General features: G+C 53.3%; 14 protein-coding genes. 4 read left to right on the forward strand and 10 right to left on the reverse strand.

All coding sequences use genetic code 11. The features are described 5' to 3' along the window. The first annotated feature begins 5 nt into the window (after positions 1–5). Genes BK665_RS15135 through BK665_RS15150 form a run of 4 tightly spaced genes read left to right on the forward strand, consistent with a single transcriptional unit; the run spans position 6 to position 4,475 of the window. On the forward strand, positions 6–1,109 hold the full coding sequence (locus BK665_RS15135; protein ID WP_123406793.1) for a DegT/DnrJ/EryC1/StrS family aminotransferase: 1,104 nt from the start codon (positions 6–8) through the stop codon (positions 1,107–1,109). Further along, complete coding sequence (locus BK665_RS15140) at positions 1,109–2,143, forward strand: glycosyltransferase family 4 protein (RefSeq protein ID WP_123406796.1); 1,035 nt, start codon at positions 1,109–1,111, stop codon at positions 2,141–2,143. Before BK665_RS15135 ends, BK665_RS15140 begins: the two co-directional genes overlap by 1 nt. Beyond that, positions 2,140–3,177 (forward strand): glycosyltransferase family 4 protein, encoded by a 1,038-nt coding sequence (locus tag BK665_RS15145; RefSeq protein WP_123406798.1) that lies wholly within the window; start codon positions 2,140–2,142, stop codon positions 3,175–3,177. Before BK665_RS15140 ends, BK665_RS15145 begins: the two co-directional genes overlap by 4 nt. Continuing rightward, the gene (locus BK665_RS15150; RefSeq protein WP_123406800.1) at positions 3,174–4,475 is read left to right on the forward strand and encodes a glycosyltransferase; all 1,302 of its coding nucleotides are present in this window, start codon (positions 3,174–3,176) and stop codon (positions 4,473–4,475) included. Before BK665_RS15145 ends, BK665_RS15150 begins: the two co-directional genes overlap by 4 nt. A 61-nt stretch (positions 4,476–4,536) precedes the next feature. Here BK665_RS15150 and BK665_RS15155 read toward each other — a convergent pair whose 3' ends face one another. The 10 genes from BK665_RS15155 to BK665_RS15200 all read right to left on the reverse strand — a co-directional run bounded on the left by BK665_RS15155 (position 4,537) and on the right by BK665_RS15200 (position 14,587). Then, positions 4,537–5,922 carry a glycosyltransferase family 4 protein gene (locus BK665_RS15155; protein ID WP_123406802.1) on the reverse strand — a complete coding sequence of 462 codons (1,386 nt, stop codon included), beginning with the start codon at positions 5,920–5,922 and terminating at the stop codon, positions 4,537–4,539. Then, a complete protein-coding gene (locus tag BK665_RS15160; RefSeq protein WP_123406804.1) occupies positions 5,919–7,142 on the reverse strand; it encodes a glycosyltransferase family protein in 1,224 nt (407 codons plus the stop codon). Before BK665_RS15160 ends, BK665_RS15155 begins: the two co-directional genes overlap by 4 nt. Positions 7,143–7,243: 101 nt before the next feature. Beyond that, positions 7,244–8,608, reverse strand: coding sequence for a phosphohexomutase domain-containing protein (locus tag BK665_RS15165; protein ID WP_123406806.1), 1,365 nt, complete (start codon positions 8,606–8,608; stop codon positions 7,244–7,246). Between the two features lie 145 nt (positions 8,609–8,753). Beyond that, entirely contained in the window at positions 8,754–10,196 is a 1,443-nt protein-coding gene (locus BK665_RS15170) for a mannose-1-phosphate guanylyltransferase/mannose-6-phosphate isomerase (RefSeq protein WP_123406808.1), read from the reverse strand. A 317-nt stretch (positions 10,197–10,513) separates the two neighbouring features. Then, complete coding sequence (gene rfbA / locus BK665_RS15175; RefSeq protein ID WP_123406811.1) at positions 10,514–11,404, reverse strand: glucose-1-phosphate thymidylyltransferase RfbA; 891 nt, start codon at positions 11,402–11,404, stop codon at positions 10,514–10,516. Beyond that, a complete protein-coding gene (rfbD, locus tag BK665_RS15180; RefSeq protein WP_123406813.1) occupies positions 11,401–12,294 on the reverse strand; it encodes a dTDP-4-dehydrorhamnose reductase in 894 nt (297 codons plus the stop codon). The genes rfbA and rfbD overlap by 4 nt, the downstream gene beginning before the upstream one ends. Next, a complete protein-coding gene (gene rfbB / locus BK665_RS15185; protein ID WP_123406815.1) occupies positions 12,291–13,367 on the reverse strand; it encodes a dTDP-glucose 4,6-dehydratase in 1,077 nt (358 codons plus the stop codon). Before rfbB ends, rfbD begins: the two co-directional genes overlap by 4 nt. A gap of 230 nt (positions 13,368–13,597) precedes the next feature. Beyond that, positions 13,598–13,837 carry a LapA family protein gene (locus tag BK665_RS15190; RefSeq protein WP_123406817.1) on the reverse strand — a complete coding sequence of 80 codons (240 nt, stop codon included), beginning with the start codon at positions 13,835–13,837 and terminating at the stop codon, positions 13,598–13,600. Positions 13,838–13,848: 11 nt separating this feature from the next. Beyond that, complete coding sequence (ihfB, locus tag BK665_RS15195) at positions 13,849–14,157, reverse strand: integration host factor subunit beta (RefSeq protein WP_054051920.1); 309 nt, start codon at positions 14,155–14,157, stop codon at positions 13,849–13,851. A 151-nt stretch (positions 14,158–14,308) separates the two neighbouring features. Beyond that, complete coding sequence (locus BK665_RS15200) at positions 14,309–14,587, reverse strand: hypothetical protein (protein WP_123406819.1); 279 nt, start codon at positions 14,585–14,587, stop codon at positions 14,309–14,311. Positions 14,588–14,657 lie beyond the last annotated feature (70 nt).

A 14,657-nucleotide genomic window follows, 5' to 3' on the forward strand; every position in this document is an offset into this window, starting at 1 on the left:
GAAACATGAAACGTATTTCCATTGCACAACCGAAGCTTGCTGGTAACGAACGCAAATACGTGCTCGATTGCCTGGATACAAACTGGATTTCTTCCAACGGCAAATACATCGGCGCCTTCGAAGAAAGCTTTGCAGCATTTTGCGGCGTCAAACACGCGATCGCGACCAATAACGGCACAACCGCCCTGCACTTGGCGCTGGTCGTGCTGAACCTGCAGCCTGACGACGAAGTTATCATTCCCACCGTGACCTACATTGCAACGGCAAACGCAGTACGCTATTGCGGCGCCACCCCGGTATTGGTGGATGTCTGTGCCGACACGATGAACATCGACCCGCGGACCATCGAAAGCAAAATCACCTCGAAGACCAAGGGCATCATCCCGGTACACCTATACGGTCACCCCGCGCAGATGGATGTTGTCAACGAGATCGCGCGCAAACACAACCTTTGGGTCGTCGAGGATGCCGCCGAGGCTCATGGAGCCGAAGTTCACGGCAGCAAGGTAGGCGGCCTCGGCACTTGCGCAACCTTTAGCTTTTTCGGCAACAAGATCATTACCACCGGCGAAGGCGGCATGATCACTACCAACGACGACGAGCTCGCAGCCAAGCTGCGCTTGTTCCGCGGTCAGGGCATGGATCCGAATCGCCGGTACTGGTTCCCGGTAGTCGGTTACAACTACCGCATGACTAACATCCAGGCGGCAATTGGTCTGGCACAGATGGAAGGCATCGCTACAGCACTGGCCGATCGCGAACGTTTGGCCGTCTGGTACAACGAAGCGCTTGCAGACCTTAAAGACAAGATTGTCATGCCAACCCAGGCTTCATGGGCGAAACAAGTGTTCTGGATGTACAACATTTTCCTGGCTGACGGAGATGAACATAAGCGCGACGCTGTGATGCAAAAACTCGACGCGATGGGCATCGAGACGCGGCCAGTGTTCTACCCAATGCATGTCATGCCTCCGTATAAGGAAGACAACACCTATCCAGTGGCAGACCTGTGGTCGGGCCGCGGCATCAACCTGCCGACCCACCAGGACCTGACCCAGGAAGACATCATCAGAATCGCAGCCAGCTTGCGTGAGGTCCTGGCAGCCTGATGAAAATTGCACTTTGCTCCACGTTTGTACCCTTCATCAGGGGGGGAGGAAGAAACATCGTCGACTGGCTTGCGTCTACGTTGACGGAAGCGGGGCATCAGGTCGAAGTTGTCTATCTGCCCGAGCTCGACGCGCCAGACTTGCTGTTTCAGCAGATGATGGCGCTGCGCTGGGTAGATCTTCAAGCCGCCGACCGGGTCATCTGCTTCAGACCCCAGGCTCACTTGATTCCGCATCCGCACAAAATCCTATGGTTCATTCACCACATTCGTGTGTTCTATGACCTGTGGGACAGCCCCTATCGGGACTTCGCAGACGACGCAAAGCACAGTGCAATCCGCGAGGCATTATTCGACGCGGATACTCGCGCGCTGGGTGAGGCAAAGGCAATTTTCACCAACTCAAAAGTTGTATCGGGTCGACTCAAGACCTATAACGACGTCGACAGCGAAGTGTTGTATCCGCCCGTATTTGAATCGGAACGTTTTTTCTGCGCCGGCTACAACGACGAAATCGCTTATATATGCCGCATGGAGCACCACAAGCGTCAGCACTTGCTGATCGAAGCGCTGAGTTGCACCACCACCCCTGTGCGCCTCCGACTGCTGGGAACTGGCTCAGGTCCCGCTTACGGCATTGCACTTCGAGAAAAAATCGAGGAGTGCAATGTAGCTGATCGCGTAATCCTGGATGAACGCTGGATCACCGAGGAAGAAAAAGTGGAGTGCCTCTCAACCTGCCTGGCTGCAGCCTACCTGCCGGTGGATGAGGACTCCTACGGTTATCCAAGCCTGGAAGCCAGTCACGCTGAAAAACCGATTCTCACTACCACGGATTCGGGCGGCGTGCTTGAACTGGTCCAGGACGGCTACAACGGCTACATCGCAGAGCCTACCCCCGAATCCCTGGCTAAGGCCATGGACAAGCTATACCGGGAAAGAAGCACAACCGAAGCCATGGGCAAGAACGCCAAACAGCGGTTGGTTGATTTGAAAATTTCCTGGTCGCATGTGCTGGAGCGCCTTTTGGCATGAAAGTTTTAATCGTGAACAACATGGCCCCGTTCATTTGGGGCGGCGCAGAAGAACTGGCTGTCAACCTACAAAAGAACCTGATCATCGCCGGGCATGATGCGGAAATAATGCGAATTCCATTTCAATGGGAACCCGCATCACGTATCCCTTCGCAGATGTTGCTGACGCGCACTCTGGAAGTCTTCAATACCGATCATGTCATTGCCCTGAAGTTTCCGGCGTACCTCGTACGTCATCATAGAAAATCGTTGTGGCTGCTTCACCAGTATCGCCAGGCTTATGACTTGTACGATGTAGGTCAAACCAACCTGCCCGCAGATCAGACCGGGGCGGACATTCGCAAAGCCATTATTAATGCTGACAACGAGAGTTTCGCCGAGAGCCGGCATATTTACACCAACTCCGAAGTCACGAGAAAACGGCTGCTCAAGTACAACGGTTTTGACTCCCAAGTATTGCTTCCGCCGGTCAATGATCCTGAAGCGTTTACGGGAGGCCAATTCGATGACTATATCTTTGCAGGTGGCCGAGTAAACGGCATGAAACGCCAGTACTTGCTTTTGCAAGCGCTGGCCAAAGCTGACAAGCGAGTCAAACTGATTATCGCCGGGCCTCCCGAGTCGCCTGCCGACACACAGCAATTGAACGCCATCATCGAAGAGTTCAGCCTGCAGGATCGTGTAAAGCTCGACTTGCGCTTCTTGCCACGAGCCACTTACGTGGATTATGTCAATCGTGCTCTTGCCGTTGCCTACATCCCCTTCGACGAAGACTCGTTGGGCTATGTGGCCATGGAGGCAGCAACGGCTCGTAAAGCCTTGATCACGACGACAGACAGCGGTGGAATCCTTGGACTGGTGACGCCAGGGGAAACCGGCTGGAGAGCTGAGCCTACCGCTGAGAGCCTGGCAGAAGTAATGAATGCCGTTTTTGAGAGCAAAACTCGAACCAAACAATATGGCGAGGGTGCGCAGGCACTGTGGAACGGTCTGGGTATCAATTGGCCCGAAACCATAGAGGCGCTTCTCAAATGAAACTTGTCATATTTACACCGGCCGTCAAATCCTCGGCGATAGGCCGAATGACTCGACTCGTCGTTCGGGAATTATTGACCCACCAACATCAAGTGGTGGTGATTCGCACTGAAAGCCCGCACCTCCTGGCCAGAGAAAGCCACGACTTCGGCTGCACCCTGCTGCCCTGGACGAGCGAGGCTGAAGTCGCTCAGGAAGTTGCGAGCGCTGACTGCTGTGTCTACCAGATTGGCGACAACTACGAGTTTCATGAAGGTGGCATTGTCTGGCTCGTCAGAGCTCCAGGGATCGTTTGCCTGCATGACTTCTTTCTAGGTCACTTGTTCCGTGGCTGGGCACAGCAACGACGTGACGAGGCGAACCACATACTGACTCAGTGGTACGGAACAAAGATCACCGCCAATTATTTCAGCGCCTGCGACAGCACAACATTCATCCGGGAAACACGAGAGTCGGCACCGCTGACCGAATGGATCAGCTCCATGGCCACTGGAGTGATAACTCATAGTGCCTGGGGTTGTGATCGTATCCTGCAGGCTTGTGCCGGGCCGCTGTTCGTCACCCCACTCGCATACGATGCCCCTGGCGCAGTTGACACCGCAAATGAACCTAAAGGTAATCGCAAGCTGAAGGTTCTTACGATCGGGCACATCAATTCGAACAAACGTATTGAAAGTTGCATTGAAGCGATTTCAAGCAACTCGCTACTGCGCAGAAACATTAGCTATCACCTTGTCGGAGCCATTCTTCCGAGCATGGAAAGGAAGCTTTCTGAACTGGCAACTGTCAGCGGCGTCGAGCTGATTATTTCGAACGAAGTTGATGATGCGACGCTGTCCGAGGCGATCAGGGACGCCGACGTAATCAGCTGCTTACGCTGGCCCAGCCTCGAAGCGGCTTCGGCTTCGGCCATTGAAGCAATGCTCTACGGAAAGGCCACAATCGTTACGAATACCGGTTTTTACAAAGAAATACCTGACCAGTATGTGCTGAAAGTATCGTCTGATAACGAAGTAGAGGATCTGAAGAAAATCTTCCTCTCCCTCCAAAACAAAAGATCCTCAGCAGCCGACATCGGTAAACAGGCACAACTGTGGGCAAGAGAAACGTTTACCGCTGAAAATTACGCGCGGAAACTGGAGCAGGCCATACCTGTCGTGCTTCGGGCAAAAGTGATCATTTCGGCAGTCGATCATTTTGCGACCATTATCGATAAATGGTCGGCAAGTCCCGAGTTGCTCAGGACCCCTGAAATACTGGAACCGCTGAGTATCTTTAACACCAACACGATCGTGTAAAGCGTACTTGCGGTGGGCCATTCCTCCGGCCCACCGCAATATGCAGTCCGACGCGTCCTCCCTACTTCACACTACCAAAGATAAATTGTGCAGTCTCAATCCAGGCGACAGGCTTATACCCACGCTTGATTGCATCTTCCTTGGCGGCAAGTGCCACAGGATCGAACGCGTACTTCTTCAGTTCGGCCACCCACACCGAAACGTCCCACGGATCCAGATAATCCAGCAGCTCACCACCCACTTCCGGTATTGAAGCAGAGCTTGAGGCAAGACAGTACTTGCCAGCCGCCAAACTCTCCGCGACCGGTAGTCCCCAGCCTTCATAAAGGGACGGAAACGCCGTCATAGTGCAATTCCGATACAGGTGCATCAAATCTGAATCGGAAACATTGTTGAGTATACGAATGTATTCTTTCGTTCTCGGATCAAGGCCGATATCCATTAGTAGATCGCCTACGCCCCAGCCCGGCATACCGACAAAGACCAATCTGGGTAAGCCCTGTACGCCGGCATCAATCAAGCGTGTATAAGCACGGTAAAGCACTTCATGATTTTTTCGACGTTCGATAGTGGAGACAAACAGTACAAAGCGCTCTTTCAGCAACGCTTCAACATCAGTACTGATCTTGTCACTCAACTCATGAGACAACTGGCAGCCGAGCTTGACCACTGCAGTCTCGGGGATGGGTGCTCCCAGTTCTTCCAACAGCGAGATCAAGTCTTTACGAGTGCATTCCGAGATGCACAGAACCTTGTCCGCGCACCAGGCAACATCAGCGAAGTAGTTGGCAAACTTGGCCGCCACATCACCGACACACAAGTGGGGAAGCCTGACCGGAATCACATCGTAGCAAAATAGAATGACCTGCAAGCCCACCTGCTTCTTGAGTTCATAAAGATGCGGCAGATTTTTATTGTCCCAGTCCAGCCCGACCGAAATGTAACTATCACCCTTGGTAAAGGGATGACCCGAGGTATGGGCCTTCCGAGACGAGGGTGTGAACACGTAGCTGCGATTCGCCGGTTTCAGAAACGCCTTGGCCGCCGATCGCAGATGCCGGACACCGATCACCGCCTCAACAATCGATATACGTCGCTGCTGAAAAAACTGATAGATACGCCCGCTCAACTTCGAAGGCAGTCGATTCAGCACTTTTATTGCTTTTTCTTTCAACCGGGCTTCGATCGAACTCTTATTCGAACCACCGCTGGCAAGCGGACCGGGTGCAACTACATGTGCGCCGGAGATTCTTTTCAACGTCGCCGCAACATCGGTGGAGTCGATGGCGCTGTAACCCGTGGAATGGCTGTAGAAGCAGAACTTGACATCCTCACCGGCAGCAATCAACTCCCGCGCGTGAGCGGCCGCTTCTGCCTCGGTACGGATAATGCCTACTGCTGGTCGGCGCCAGCCCAGGATGGTCGTTACATCAAACCAAGTGGTCATGCCTCAAGCGCCTTCTTTTTAAGGATTTCTGCCGCTGCGCGCGGTATCGATTCAAGACTGCGGGCCCATGTCAAAGGCTCCCGGGATTCTCTGTCCGGCCCGTTTGCGCCTATCGTTGCCGGCCCAACCAGACGGTTACGAATGGCCGCATGGAATTCCCCCGGCGTACGTGCAACAGTAATTTCCGGCTGGCTTAAATGCTGCTCAAATCCACGGAAAGCTGATTCAGTGCCAACCACATACTTGCCCGAATAAATGGCTTCTGCCGTCTTGATATTCGAACCGCCGCCATGGGGAATCGGCAGCAGGAAGGCATGTGCGAGAGTTTTGACTGCATCGAGATCGTCATCTGACAGCATGTACAGCAGTTGCAGACGGGACAGATTCAACTGTCCCCAGCGGCTTGCCCGGAGTGTTGCTTCAAGGTGTTCACACACACTGCCGACCACTACCAGCTTGCTGTCAGGTGGAATACACGCCAACGAACTACCCAGGCATTCGTTAAAACCTTTGAAGTTAGGTGGGTGCGCGCTGGCCACATATAGAATCCACGGTGACTCAGGAAGAATTTTTTTCCAGGTCTCCAGTACCTCAGCCTCGGCTTCCCACGGCGCAATGCCGTTAGATGCAAGCAATGGATTACTTGCACCCCAAGCCTCAAGAACATCAAAATCCGCCTGAGTAACGGCCACCGAAATATCGGCTTCAAGCGCGGCTTTTCTTTCAAGCGCATCGATATCAGAAATGACCGAGTCGGCATCCTTGACACCGTAACTGTCGAGGATCTCTTGCTTCAAAGGCGCCTCGATGTTTTGCGAGCCATAAATCAGACAGGCATTACGGTACTGAGGCAATTGCTTGATTTTCAGTACCAATGGCCACAGCCATGGCTGCTCGACATGTATTACGTCAATGACTGACGGCAACTTCTTGAGAATGTCAGGGAACCCCTGCTCCGAAGAAGCGAACTCACCCGAAAGCAAATCATTGATCAACGGCACATAAGTACCCTTGTACTTCCTGAAACTGCTGCCAGCGGGAAACGGGACGTCGTTCGCGCCCAGAGTCGACGGCGGATACCCTTCCGGCTCGTAGACCGCTAAGTGAGTAACGCTCCAACCATTCTCGCTGAAGGTTTTAGCAATATTGGCTACCCTGACCTGGCCACCGTGTCGGGGACTGTCAATCGGGTAGGTACTTAGCAATAGAACCGTTTTCAAAATATGAACCTATAGAATTGATATTTCACAACCCGCAACCGCACTTCAATATTACGAACACCGAAGTACGGGTGCCGTTGGATACCAAAGAGTCTGAGGTCTCAAACCCCTTCAATCAGTGACTCTATCTCTTTCAAACGTGCCCACATCAACGCTTGATCGCCTTTTGCTTCAACGTTGAGTCTTAACAGAGGTTCGGTATTGGAGCCCCGCAAGTTGAAGCGCCAGTCAGCAAAAGAAAGGCTGATACCGTCGGTTTTATCGAGTTCAGGATTCTGCGGCAAATAATGTTCCAGGACCTTTTGCAACATTGCTGGCACATCTTCAACCCGGTAATTGATCTCACCCGTGCACGGGTAAGCCGCGATGCGCTCATCAACCAGCTGCGCCAGTGTCTTCCCGCTAGAGGACATCAAGGCCATGACCAGCAGCCACGGAATCATCCCGCTGTCGCAATAGGCAAAGTCACGAAAATAGTGGTGCGCGCTCATTTCACCACCATAGATTGCATCTTCAAGGCGCATGCGCTCCTTGATGAAGGCGTGGCCGGTCTTGCAGAGAACCGGCACACCGCCCGCCTGTGCGACTTGATCGATGGTATTCCAGGTCAGTCGCGGGTCATGAATGATCTTGCTACCCGGGTGCTGCTTGAGCAGCATCTCTGCCAACAGCCCTACAAGGTAATACCCCTCGATAAACCGGCCTGTTTCATCGAAAAAGAAGCAGCGGTCGAAGTCGCCATCCCATGCCAGACCCACATCGCAGCCATGTTCCAACAGCGCCCGCTGGGTCAGATCACGGTTCTCCGGCAACAGCGGGTTAGGCACGCCGTTGGGGAAGTTGCCGTCCGGCGCTGCGTTGATAATCACCCACTCGAAAGGCAGTTTGCCTGTCAACGCCTGCAAGACCGGGCCCGCGGCACCATTACCAGGATCAGCGAGTATTTTCAGCGGTTTCAGTTCGGCAATATCGACGTAACTGAGCAAGTGGTCGATGTAACGGCTCTTGTCGAGTTCAACACGGACAACGCCCGGCTCGGCAGCCAATGGCCCGAGATCGCCGCTTTCCACACGATCACGGATAGCGTTGAGTCCGGTATCGCCACTGATCGGACGCGACTGGGATTTGACCAGCTTCATCCCGTTGTAGCCCTTGGGATTGTGGCTGGCAGTAATCATCACGCCGCCATCGGCATCGAATGCACTGGTAGCAAAATAAACTTCTTCGGTGCCACACAGGCCGATATCAATGACATCCGCACCGGCTTCTCGCAGGCCATGGGTCATTGCATCAGCGAGCATCGGGCTCTCGAGCCGCATATCCCGCCCTAATACAATACTTCTGCCCTGCAATTCTGTAACCATTGCGCGGCCTATCCGATAAGCAACATCCTCATTGAGGTCGGACGGCACTTGGCCGCGAATGTCATAAGCCTTGAAGCACCGGGTTTTGATAGGGGTATGCATTCTGCTTCTTGCCTGAGTAACTTAAGACGACACACTGGTGCTGCTCTTGTGCATCATCAAAGTGGTTAACATCGAGAGCCGACATATGCAAAAAGCCTGATCGGCTGAGCACTCACCGACCAGGCTTATCGCTGTCAACACGCTATTATTTGTCGACGCGGCCGTAGTTATCTTCAAATCGGACGATATCGTCTTCACCCAGATAGTCGCCGCTTTGCACTTCAATGAGCACCAGATCAATGACCCCAGGGTTCATCAAACGATGCTGATGGCCCGCACGGATAAAGGTTGACTCGTTCGTGTTAAGCATCAGTTCCTGCTGATCATTTACGACTATTGCCATCCCGCTGACAACGATCCAGTGCTCGCTGCGGTGGTGATGCATCTGCAAGGAAAGCGAAGCCTTGGGCTTGACGACAATGCGCTTGATCTTGAAGCGCTCGCCATTTTCCAGCGTTGTATAAGTGCCCCACGGGCGGTGCACTGTGCGATGAAGCAGGTGGACCGTGTGACTGCAGGCTTTCAACTGGTTGACGATATGTTTAACGTCTTGAGCGTGGTCTTTGTGGGCAATCATGACGGCGTCGGGGGTATCGATCACCAGCAAGTCTTCCACACCGACCAACGCAGTCAGGCGACCTTCGCTATTTACATAGTTGTTGCGTGAACCATGGGACAGCACTTCGCCTTCAAACCGGTTGCCGTTCTCGTCAGGCTCGGTCAGTTCGCTCACGGCGTTCCATGAACCGATATCACTCCAGCCGATGTTACAAGGGATGGTCGCGACCTTTTTCGAACGTTCCATCAATGCATAGTCGATGGAAATATCCGGCACCTGTGCAAAGGCGTCGCTGTCCAGCGCCAGGCAACGGTAATTATTGGACGAGGTAATGCGGGACTTTTCGATGGTCCTGGTAACGGCCTCAACAACGTCCGGGGCGTGGTGACGGAGTTCTTCCAGAACCGTGCCGACTCGGAAACAGAACATGCCGGAGTTCCAGTAATAATTGCCGGCAGTCACGTAACCCTGAGCAGTTTCAAGGTTTGGCTTCTCTACAAAGCGCGCCACTTTCAAACCGCCCTTAAGCGGGGCTTCCTTTTGCGCTTCGATATAACCGAACCCGGTTTCAGGGTAGGTCGGCTGAATGCCAAAAGTCACAAGCCAGCCTTCAGAGGACAGCGCTACTGCATTGGCAACCGCGTCGGCGAAGGCCTTCTCATCCTTGATCAGATGGTCTGCAGCTAATACGAGCATGTGGGCATCAGGGCCGTGCGTAGTTTCCAACTGAAGTGCAGCCGCCGCCACTGCTGCTGCGGTGTTGCGCCCGAAAGGCTCAAGAATGAAACCCTGGGAATGCTTGGCGGTGTTAACAGCGCCGTACTCATCCTCGGTTTTGAACAAAAGCTCGCGGTTGGTCACCGTAAGGACTTCGACAACACCTTCAAGACGAGAGGCACGCAGGAACGTCTTCTGGATTAGATTCTGCCCATCTGGCAAATCCATGAACGGCTTGGGGTGGGCTTCGCGAGAAACAGGCCACAACCGGCTGCCCACTCCGCCGGACAAAATAACGGGAATCAGTTCCATGCTCTAAATCCTTAATCCCCTTTCCTGTGGATGAGTATCAGGAAAGCGGGCTCAGTTATGTTTCTATTCGTTCCTGCACCGTTCCGAGTGCAAAATCCTTGCCCCACCTGCCCGTTTGCAAGCGGCAGAGCCTTTGGCATCGGCGATCCACTGGACGCCAAGCCCAATCGTTGATCTGTCCAACGGCTCGATTATGCGAGCCATTCTACAGGGGATGTCGCAAATTAATAACTCGGCAACGCTGCCTAACGCTACCAAGGAAAACAACCGACCGCTCTTGCCATGATATGGCTCAAATCGCGGGTAACAAACAGTCGTTACTTAGTAGGATGATCCAACAACTTCTGCAAATACTGCCCATAGCCGGTTTTCTTAAGGCTCGTCGCCTGAATCTGGAGCTGCTCTGAGGTTATCCAGCCGTTGCCATAAGCAATTTCTTCCAGGCAAGCGACTTTGAGGCCTTGACGATGTTCGATGGTATGGACGAAGTGACCAGCCTCAAGCAAGGAGTCATGGGTACCGGTGTCTAGCCAGGCGAACCCGCGCCCCAACATCTCGACGGTGAGCGTTTTTTGCTCGAGATAGGCACGATTAATATCGGTAATTTCCAACTCGCCTCGTTCTGAAGGCTTGATATTCTTGGCAATTTCAACGACCTGATTGTCGTAAAAATACAATCCGGTAACCGCGTAGCTGGATTTCGGCTTCAGAGGTTTTTCTTCAATACTGAGCGCATTTCCCGTCGCATCGAACTCGACCACCCCAAAACGCTCTGGATCAGAAACGTGATAGCCGAACACTGTCGCCCCGGACTTCTGCGCACTGGCCGAACGCAAATTCTCGGTAAAATACTGACCGTAAAAGATGTTATCACCGAGGATCAAACAGCATGGATCATCACCAATAAATTCCTCGCCGATGATAAAAGCTTGAGCCAAACCGTCCGGACTCGGCTGTTCGGCGTAGCTCAACTCAATACCGTATAGGCTGCCATCGCCCAACAGCTTGCGGAAATTCGGCAAGTCGTCAGGAGTGGAAATGATCAGGATTTCACGCATGCCAGCCAGCATCAGCACCGAAAGCGGATAGAAGATCATCGGCTTGTCGTAAATCGGCAGCAGTTGTTTAGAAACACCCAGAGTGACCGGGTGCAAACGCGTGCCCGAGCCGCCGGCAAGAATAATGCCCTTACGGTTTGACTTGATCATTTATTCAGAACTTCCCTAAGCATTCGGGTTACACCACTCTGCCAATCCGGCAAGTGTAGTGAAAAGTTGTCACGCAGCTTCTGAGTATTCAAACGCGAATTCAAAGGGCGGAGTGCAGGCGTTGGATAGGCGCTGGTTTTTATGGGGTTGATCGCCGTTACAGCGAGTTGCTCGCCATTAGCCCGAGCGAACTCGATCACATACTCGGCATAGCTGTACCAAGACACTTCGCCGCTCGCCGTCAAGTGATACACACCCGCCAGCCCGGCGCGCTGCAAGACGCTCTGAATCGCCAAAGCCGTCACGTCGGCGATCAAATCGGCACCCGTCGGGGCACCAATCTGGTCTGCGATTACGTTAAGGGTTTCGCGCTCTCTGGCCAGTTTCAACATGGTCTTGGCAAAGTTGCTGCCGCGGGCGCTATAGCACCAGCTTGTCCGGAAGATCAGGTACTTGCAGCCGGAGTCGATAATCGCCCTCTCACCAGCCACCTTGCTGGCACCGTAATGATTCAGGGGCGCAACAGCGTCCACTTCCTCCCAGGGCCTTGTACCTTGACCGTTAAACACATAGTCGGATGAATAATGAATCAACCAAGCGCCCAATGACATGGCTTCTTCAGCCATGACCCCACACGCCTCGGCGTTCAAGCGATACGCCAACGCGGTCTCGCTATCCGCTTTATCGACCATCGTATAGGCAGCGGCATTTACAATAAAATCAGGTTTGACCTTGCGAATCGTAGCTCGCAAGGCATCGAAATCAGACAGGTCACCGCACAAGCCATCGACCGTATGACGGTCCAGCGCGATCAACTCGCCTAGCGGCGCTAGAGAGCGTTGCAACTCCCAGCCTACCTGGCCATTTTTTCCCAGTAGAAGGATTTTCATGCCTTGCTCGAACGATCCGCGTAGTTCTGGTCGATCCACTGCTGGTAGCTGCCGCTCTTCACATGAGCAACCCACTCGGTATTATTGAGATACCACTCGACAGTCTTGCGGATACCGGTTTCGAACGTCTCTTCCGGCGTCCAACCCAGCTCACGCTGGATTTTGCTGGCATCGATTGCGTAGCGCTGATCATGGCCCGGGCGATCCTGAACGTAGGTGATCAGCCTGGCGTGTGGACGATGAGCGGAATCAGGACGCAATTCGTCGAGCAGCGTACAAAGGGTATGCACAACTTCGATGTTTTGCTTCTCGTTATGGCCGCCGATGTTGTACGTCTCGCCGATAACACCTTCGGTCACGACTTTGTACAGTGCACGAGCATGATCTTCGACGTAGAGCCAATCTCGGACCTGATTGCCCTTGCCGTAAACCGGCAGCGGCTTGCCTTCCAGCGCATTGAGAATAACTAGAGGGATCAGCTTCTCAGGGAAGTGGCATGGGCCGTAGTTGTTCGAGCAGTTGGTGACCAACGTCGGCAGGCCATAGGTACGACTCCAGGCGCGAACCAAGTGATCGGAACTGGCCTTGCTCGCGGAGTACGGCGAACTTGGCTGATACGGGGTGGTTTCAGTAAAAAGATCTTCCGGACCTTCAAGGTCACCGTAAACTTCGTCTGTCGAAATATGGTGAAAGCGGAAGTTTGCCTGGCGAGCGTCATCCAATGAAGCCCAATAATGGCGCGCAGACTCCAGCAGCGTGTAAGTACCTATGATATTGGTCTGGATAAATTCAGATGGACCAGAGATCGAGCGATCAACGTGGGACTCTGCGGCCAGGTGCATGATGGCATCTGGTTGGTGCTCACGCAGAACACGTTCGATCTGGCCACGGTCGCAGATATCGACACGTTCAAACACATAACGCGAGTTTTGGCTAACTTCGGCCAAGGATTCAAGGTTACCGGCATAAGTCAGTTTATCGACGTTAACGACAGAGTCCGCGGTGTTGGAGATGATATGACGAATGACTGCCGAGCCGATAAACCCGGCGCCGCCGGTTACTAGAATTTTCACGCGTAACTACACCCTTTGAGTTGCTGACAAGGCCGCCAACCGAGCGCTGTCTAATCCATAAATGCAAAAGCCTTCATCTAATTTGAGGCTTCTGGCAGAGTCATTCTGACCGACATGGGAATATGCCATTATCGGCCAAGCTCAGCATTTTACAGCTTAATGACTGTTTTACTAATGGATATAGACAAGCTGTGATGCAAATTCAACACGCCACACTGGGCCAGTCGCAATCAGACGAGACGCTTGCGAGAGCCTCTGGACGAGCGCCCCAGAAACCAACCCAGAATCGGCCCGACCAGCATGCCAATCAGCAGCGCAAGAACCATGACCACCGATACCGGTAATTGTGGACCCGCCCATCCAAGAAACAGCAATGAAACCGATTGCTGATTTTCCAGGACAAACGCCAGAACCGACAGAACCAGCAACAGGATGACTACGCCAAGAAGCACGCGTTTGAGGTTACGCATGCGTCAACCCTTTAATTGTGGAGATCAAAACCTTCCTCCTCTTCCTCATTGACCCGATCACGCAATTCCTTGCCCGGCTTGAAATGCGGGACGAACTTCCCATCGAGGCTGACGGACTGACCGGTTTTCGGATTGCGCCCCACGCGCGGCGCGCGGTAGTGCAGGGAGAAGCTGCCAAACCCACGGATCTCGATACGATCCCCAGTGGCCAGACATTGGGACATTTGCTCAAGCATGGTCTTGATGGCCAGCTCCACATCTTTGGATGAGAGCAGCCCTTGATGGGTGACAATTCGTTCGATCAACTCCGACTTCGTCATATTTTTCCCTTCTTTTTCAAGCAGCTAGATCAGCGCTTCAAAGGTTTTAGCATGCCCGGAGGAATTTGAACAGCCCAGGGTTTGACATATATTTACCAAGCATGTGATGCACATTTACAGAGCACAGCAACACGACAATGGCGTTACGCTCTTATCGACAAATGACCAGCATGGTGCGCGTCACGAACCCTGCCGGATTGAAGCCGAATGGAAACTCGCCCTCATCCTTGGCATCGTCAGATCGGGCGATTACCTTGTAACCATTCCCCTTGCACTCCCGGTCGGCTCGCTTGCGGCACTTCTCCCAACCGGAGCCCAGACCAGAACAATCGACCTCGATACCACTGACGCCGCGCACGACGTGAGTCTTGGCGTTAGTGGTACAACCTGCCAGTGTCAGTAACACTACTGCGACAATGAGCCTGTTCATTCACTTCCTTATGTCGGACACCAGGCCCGACTGTCGTTCGCACACGGCGTAAGCCTAGCTGCAATTAAAC

Origin of the sequence: Pseudomonas frederiksbergensis (assembly GCF_003732665.1) — a bacterium.
In the GTDB taxonomy this organism is placed as follows: domain Bacteria; phylum Pseudomonadota; class Gammaproteobacteria; order Pseudomonadales; family Pseudomonadaceae; genus Aquipseudomonas; species Aquipseudomonas frederiksbergensis_G.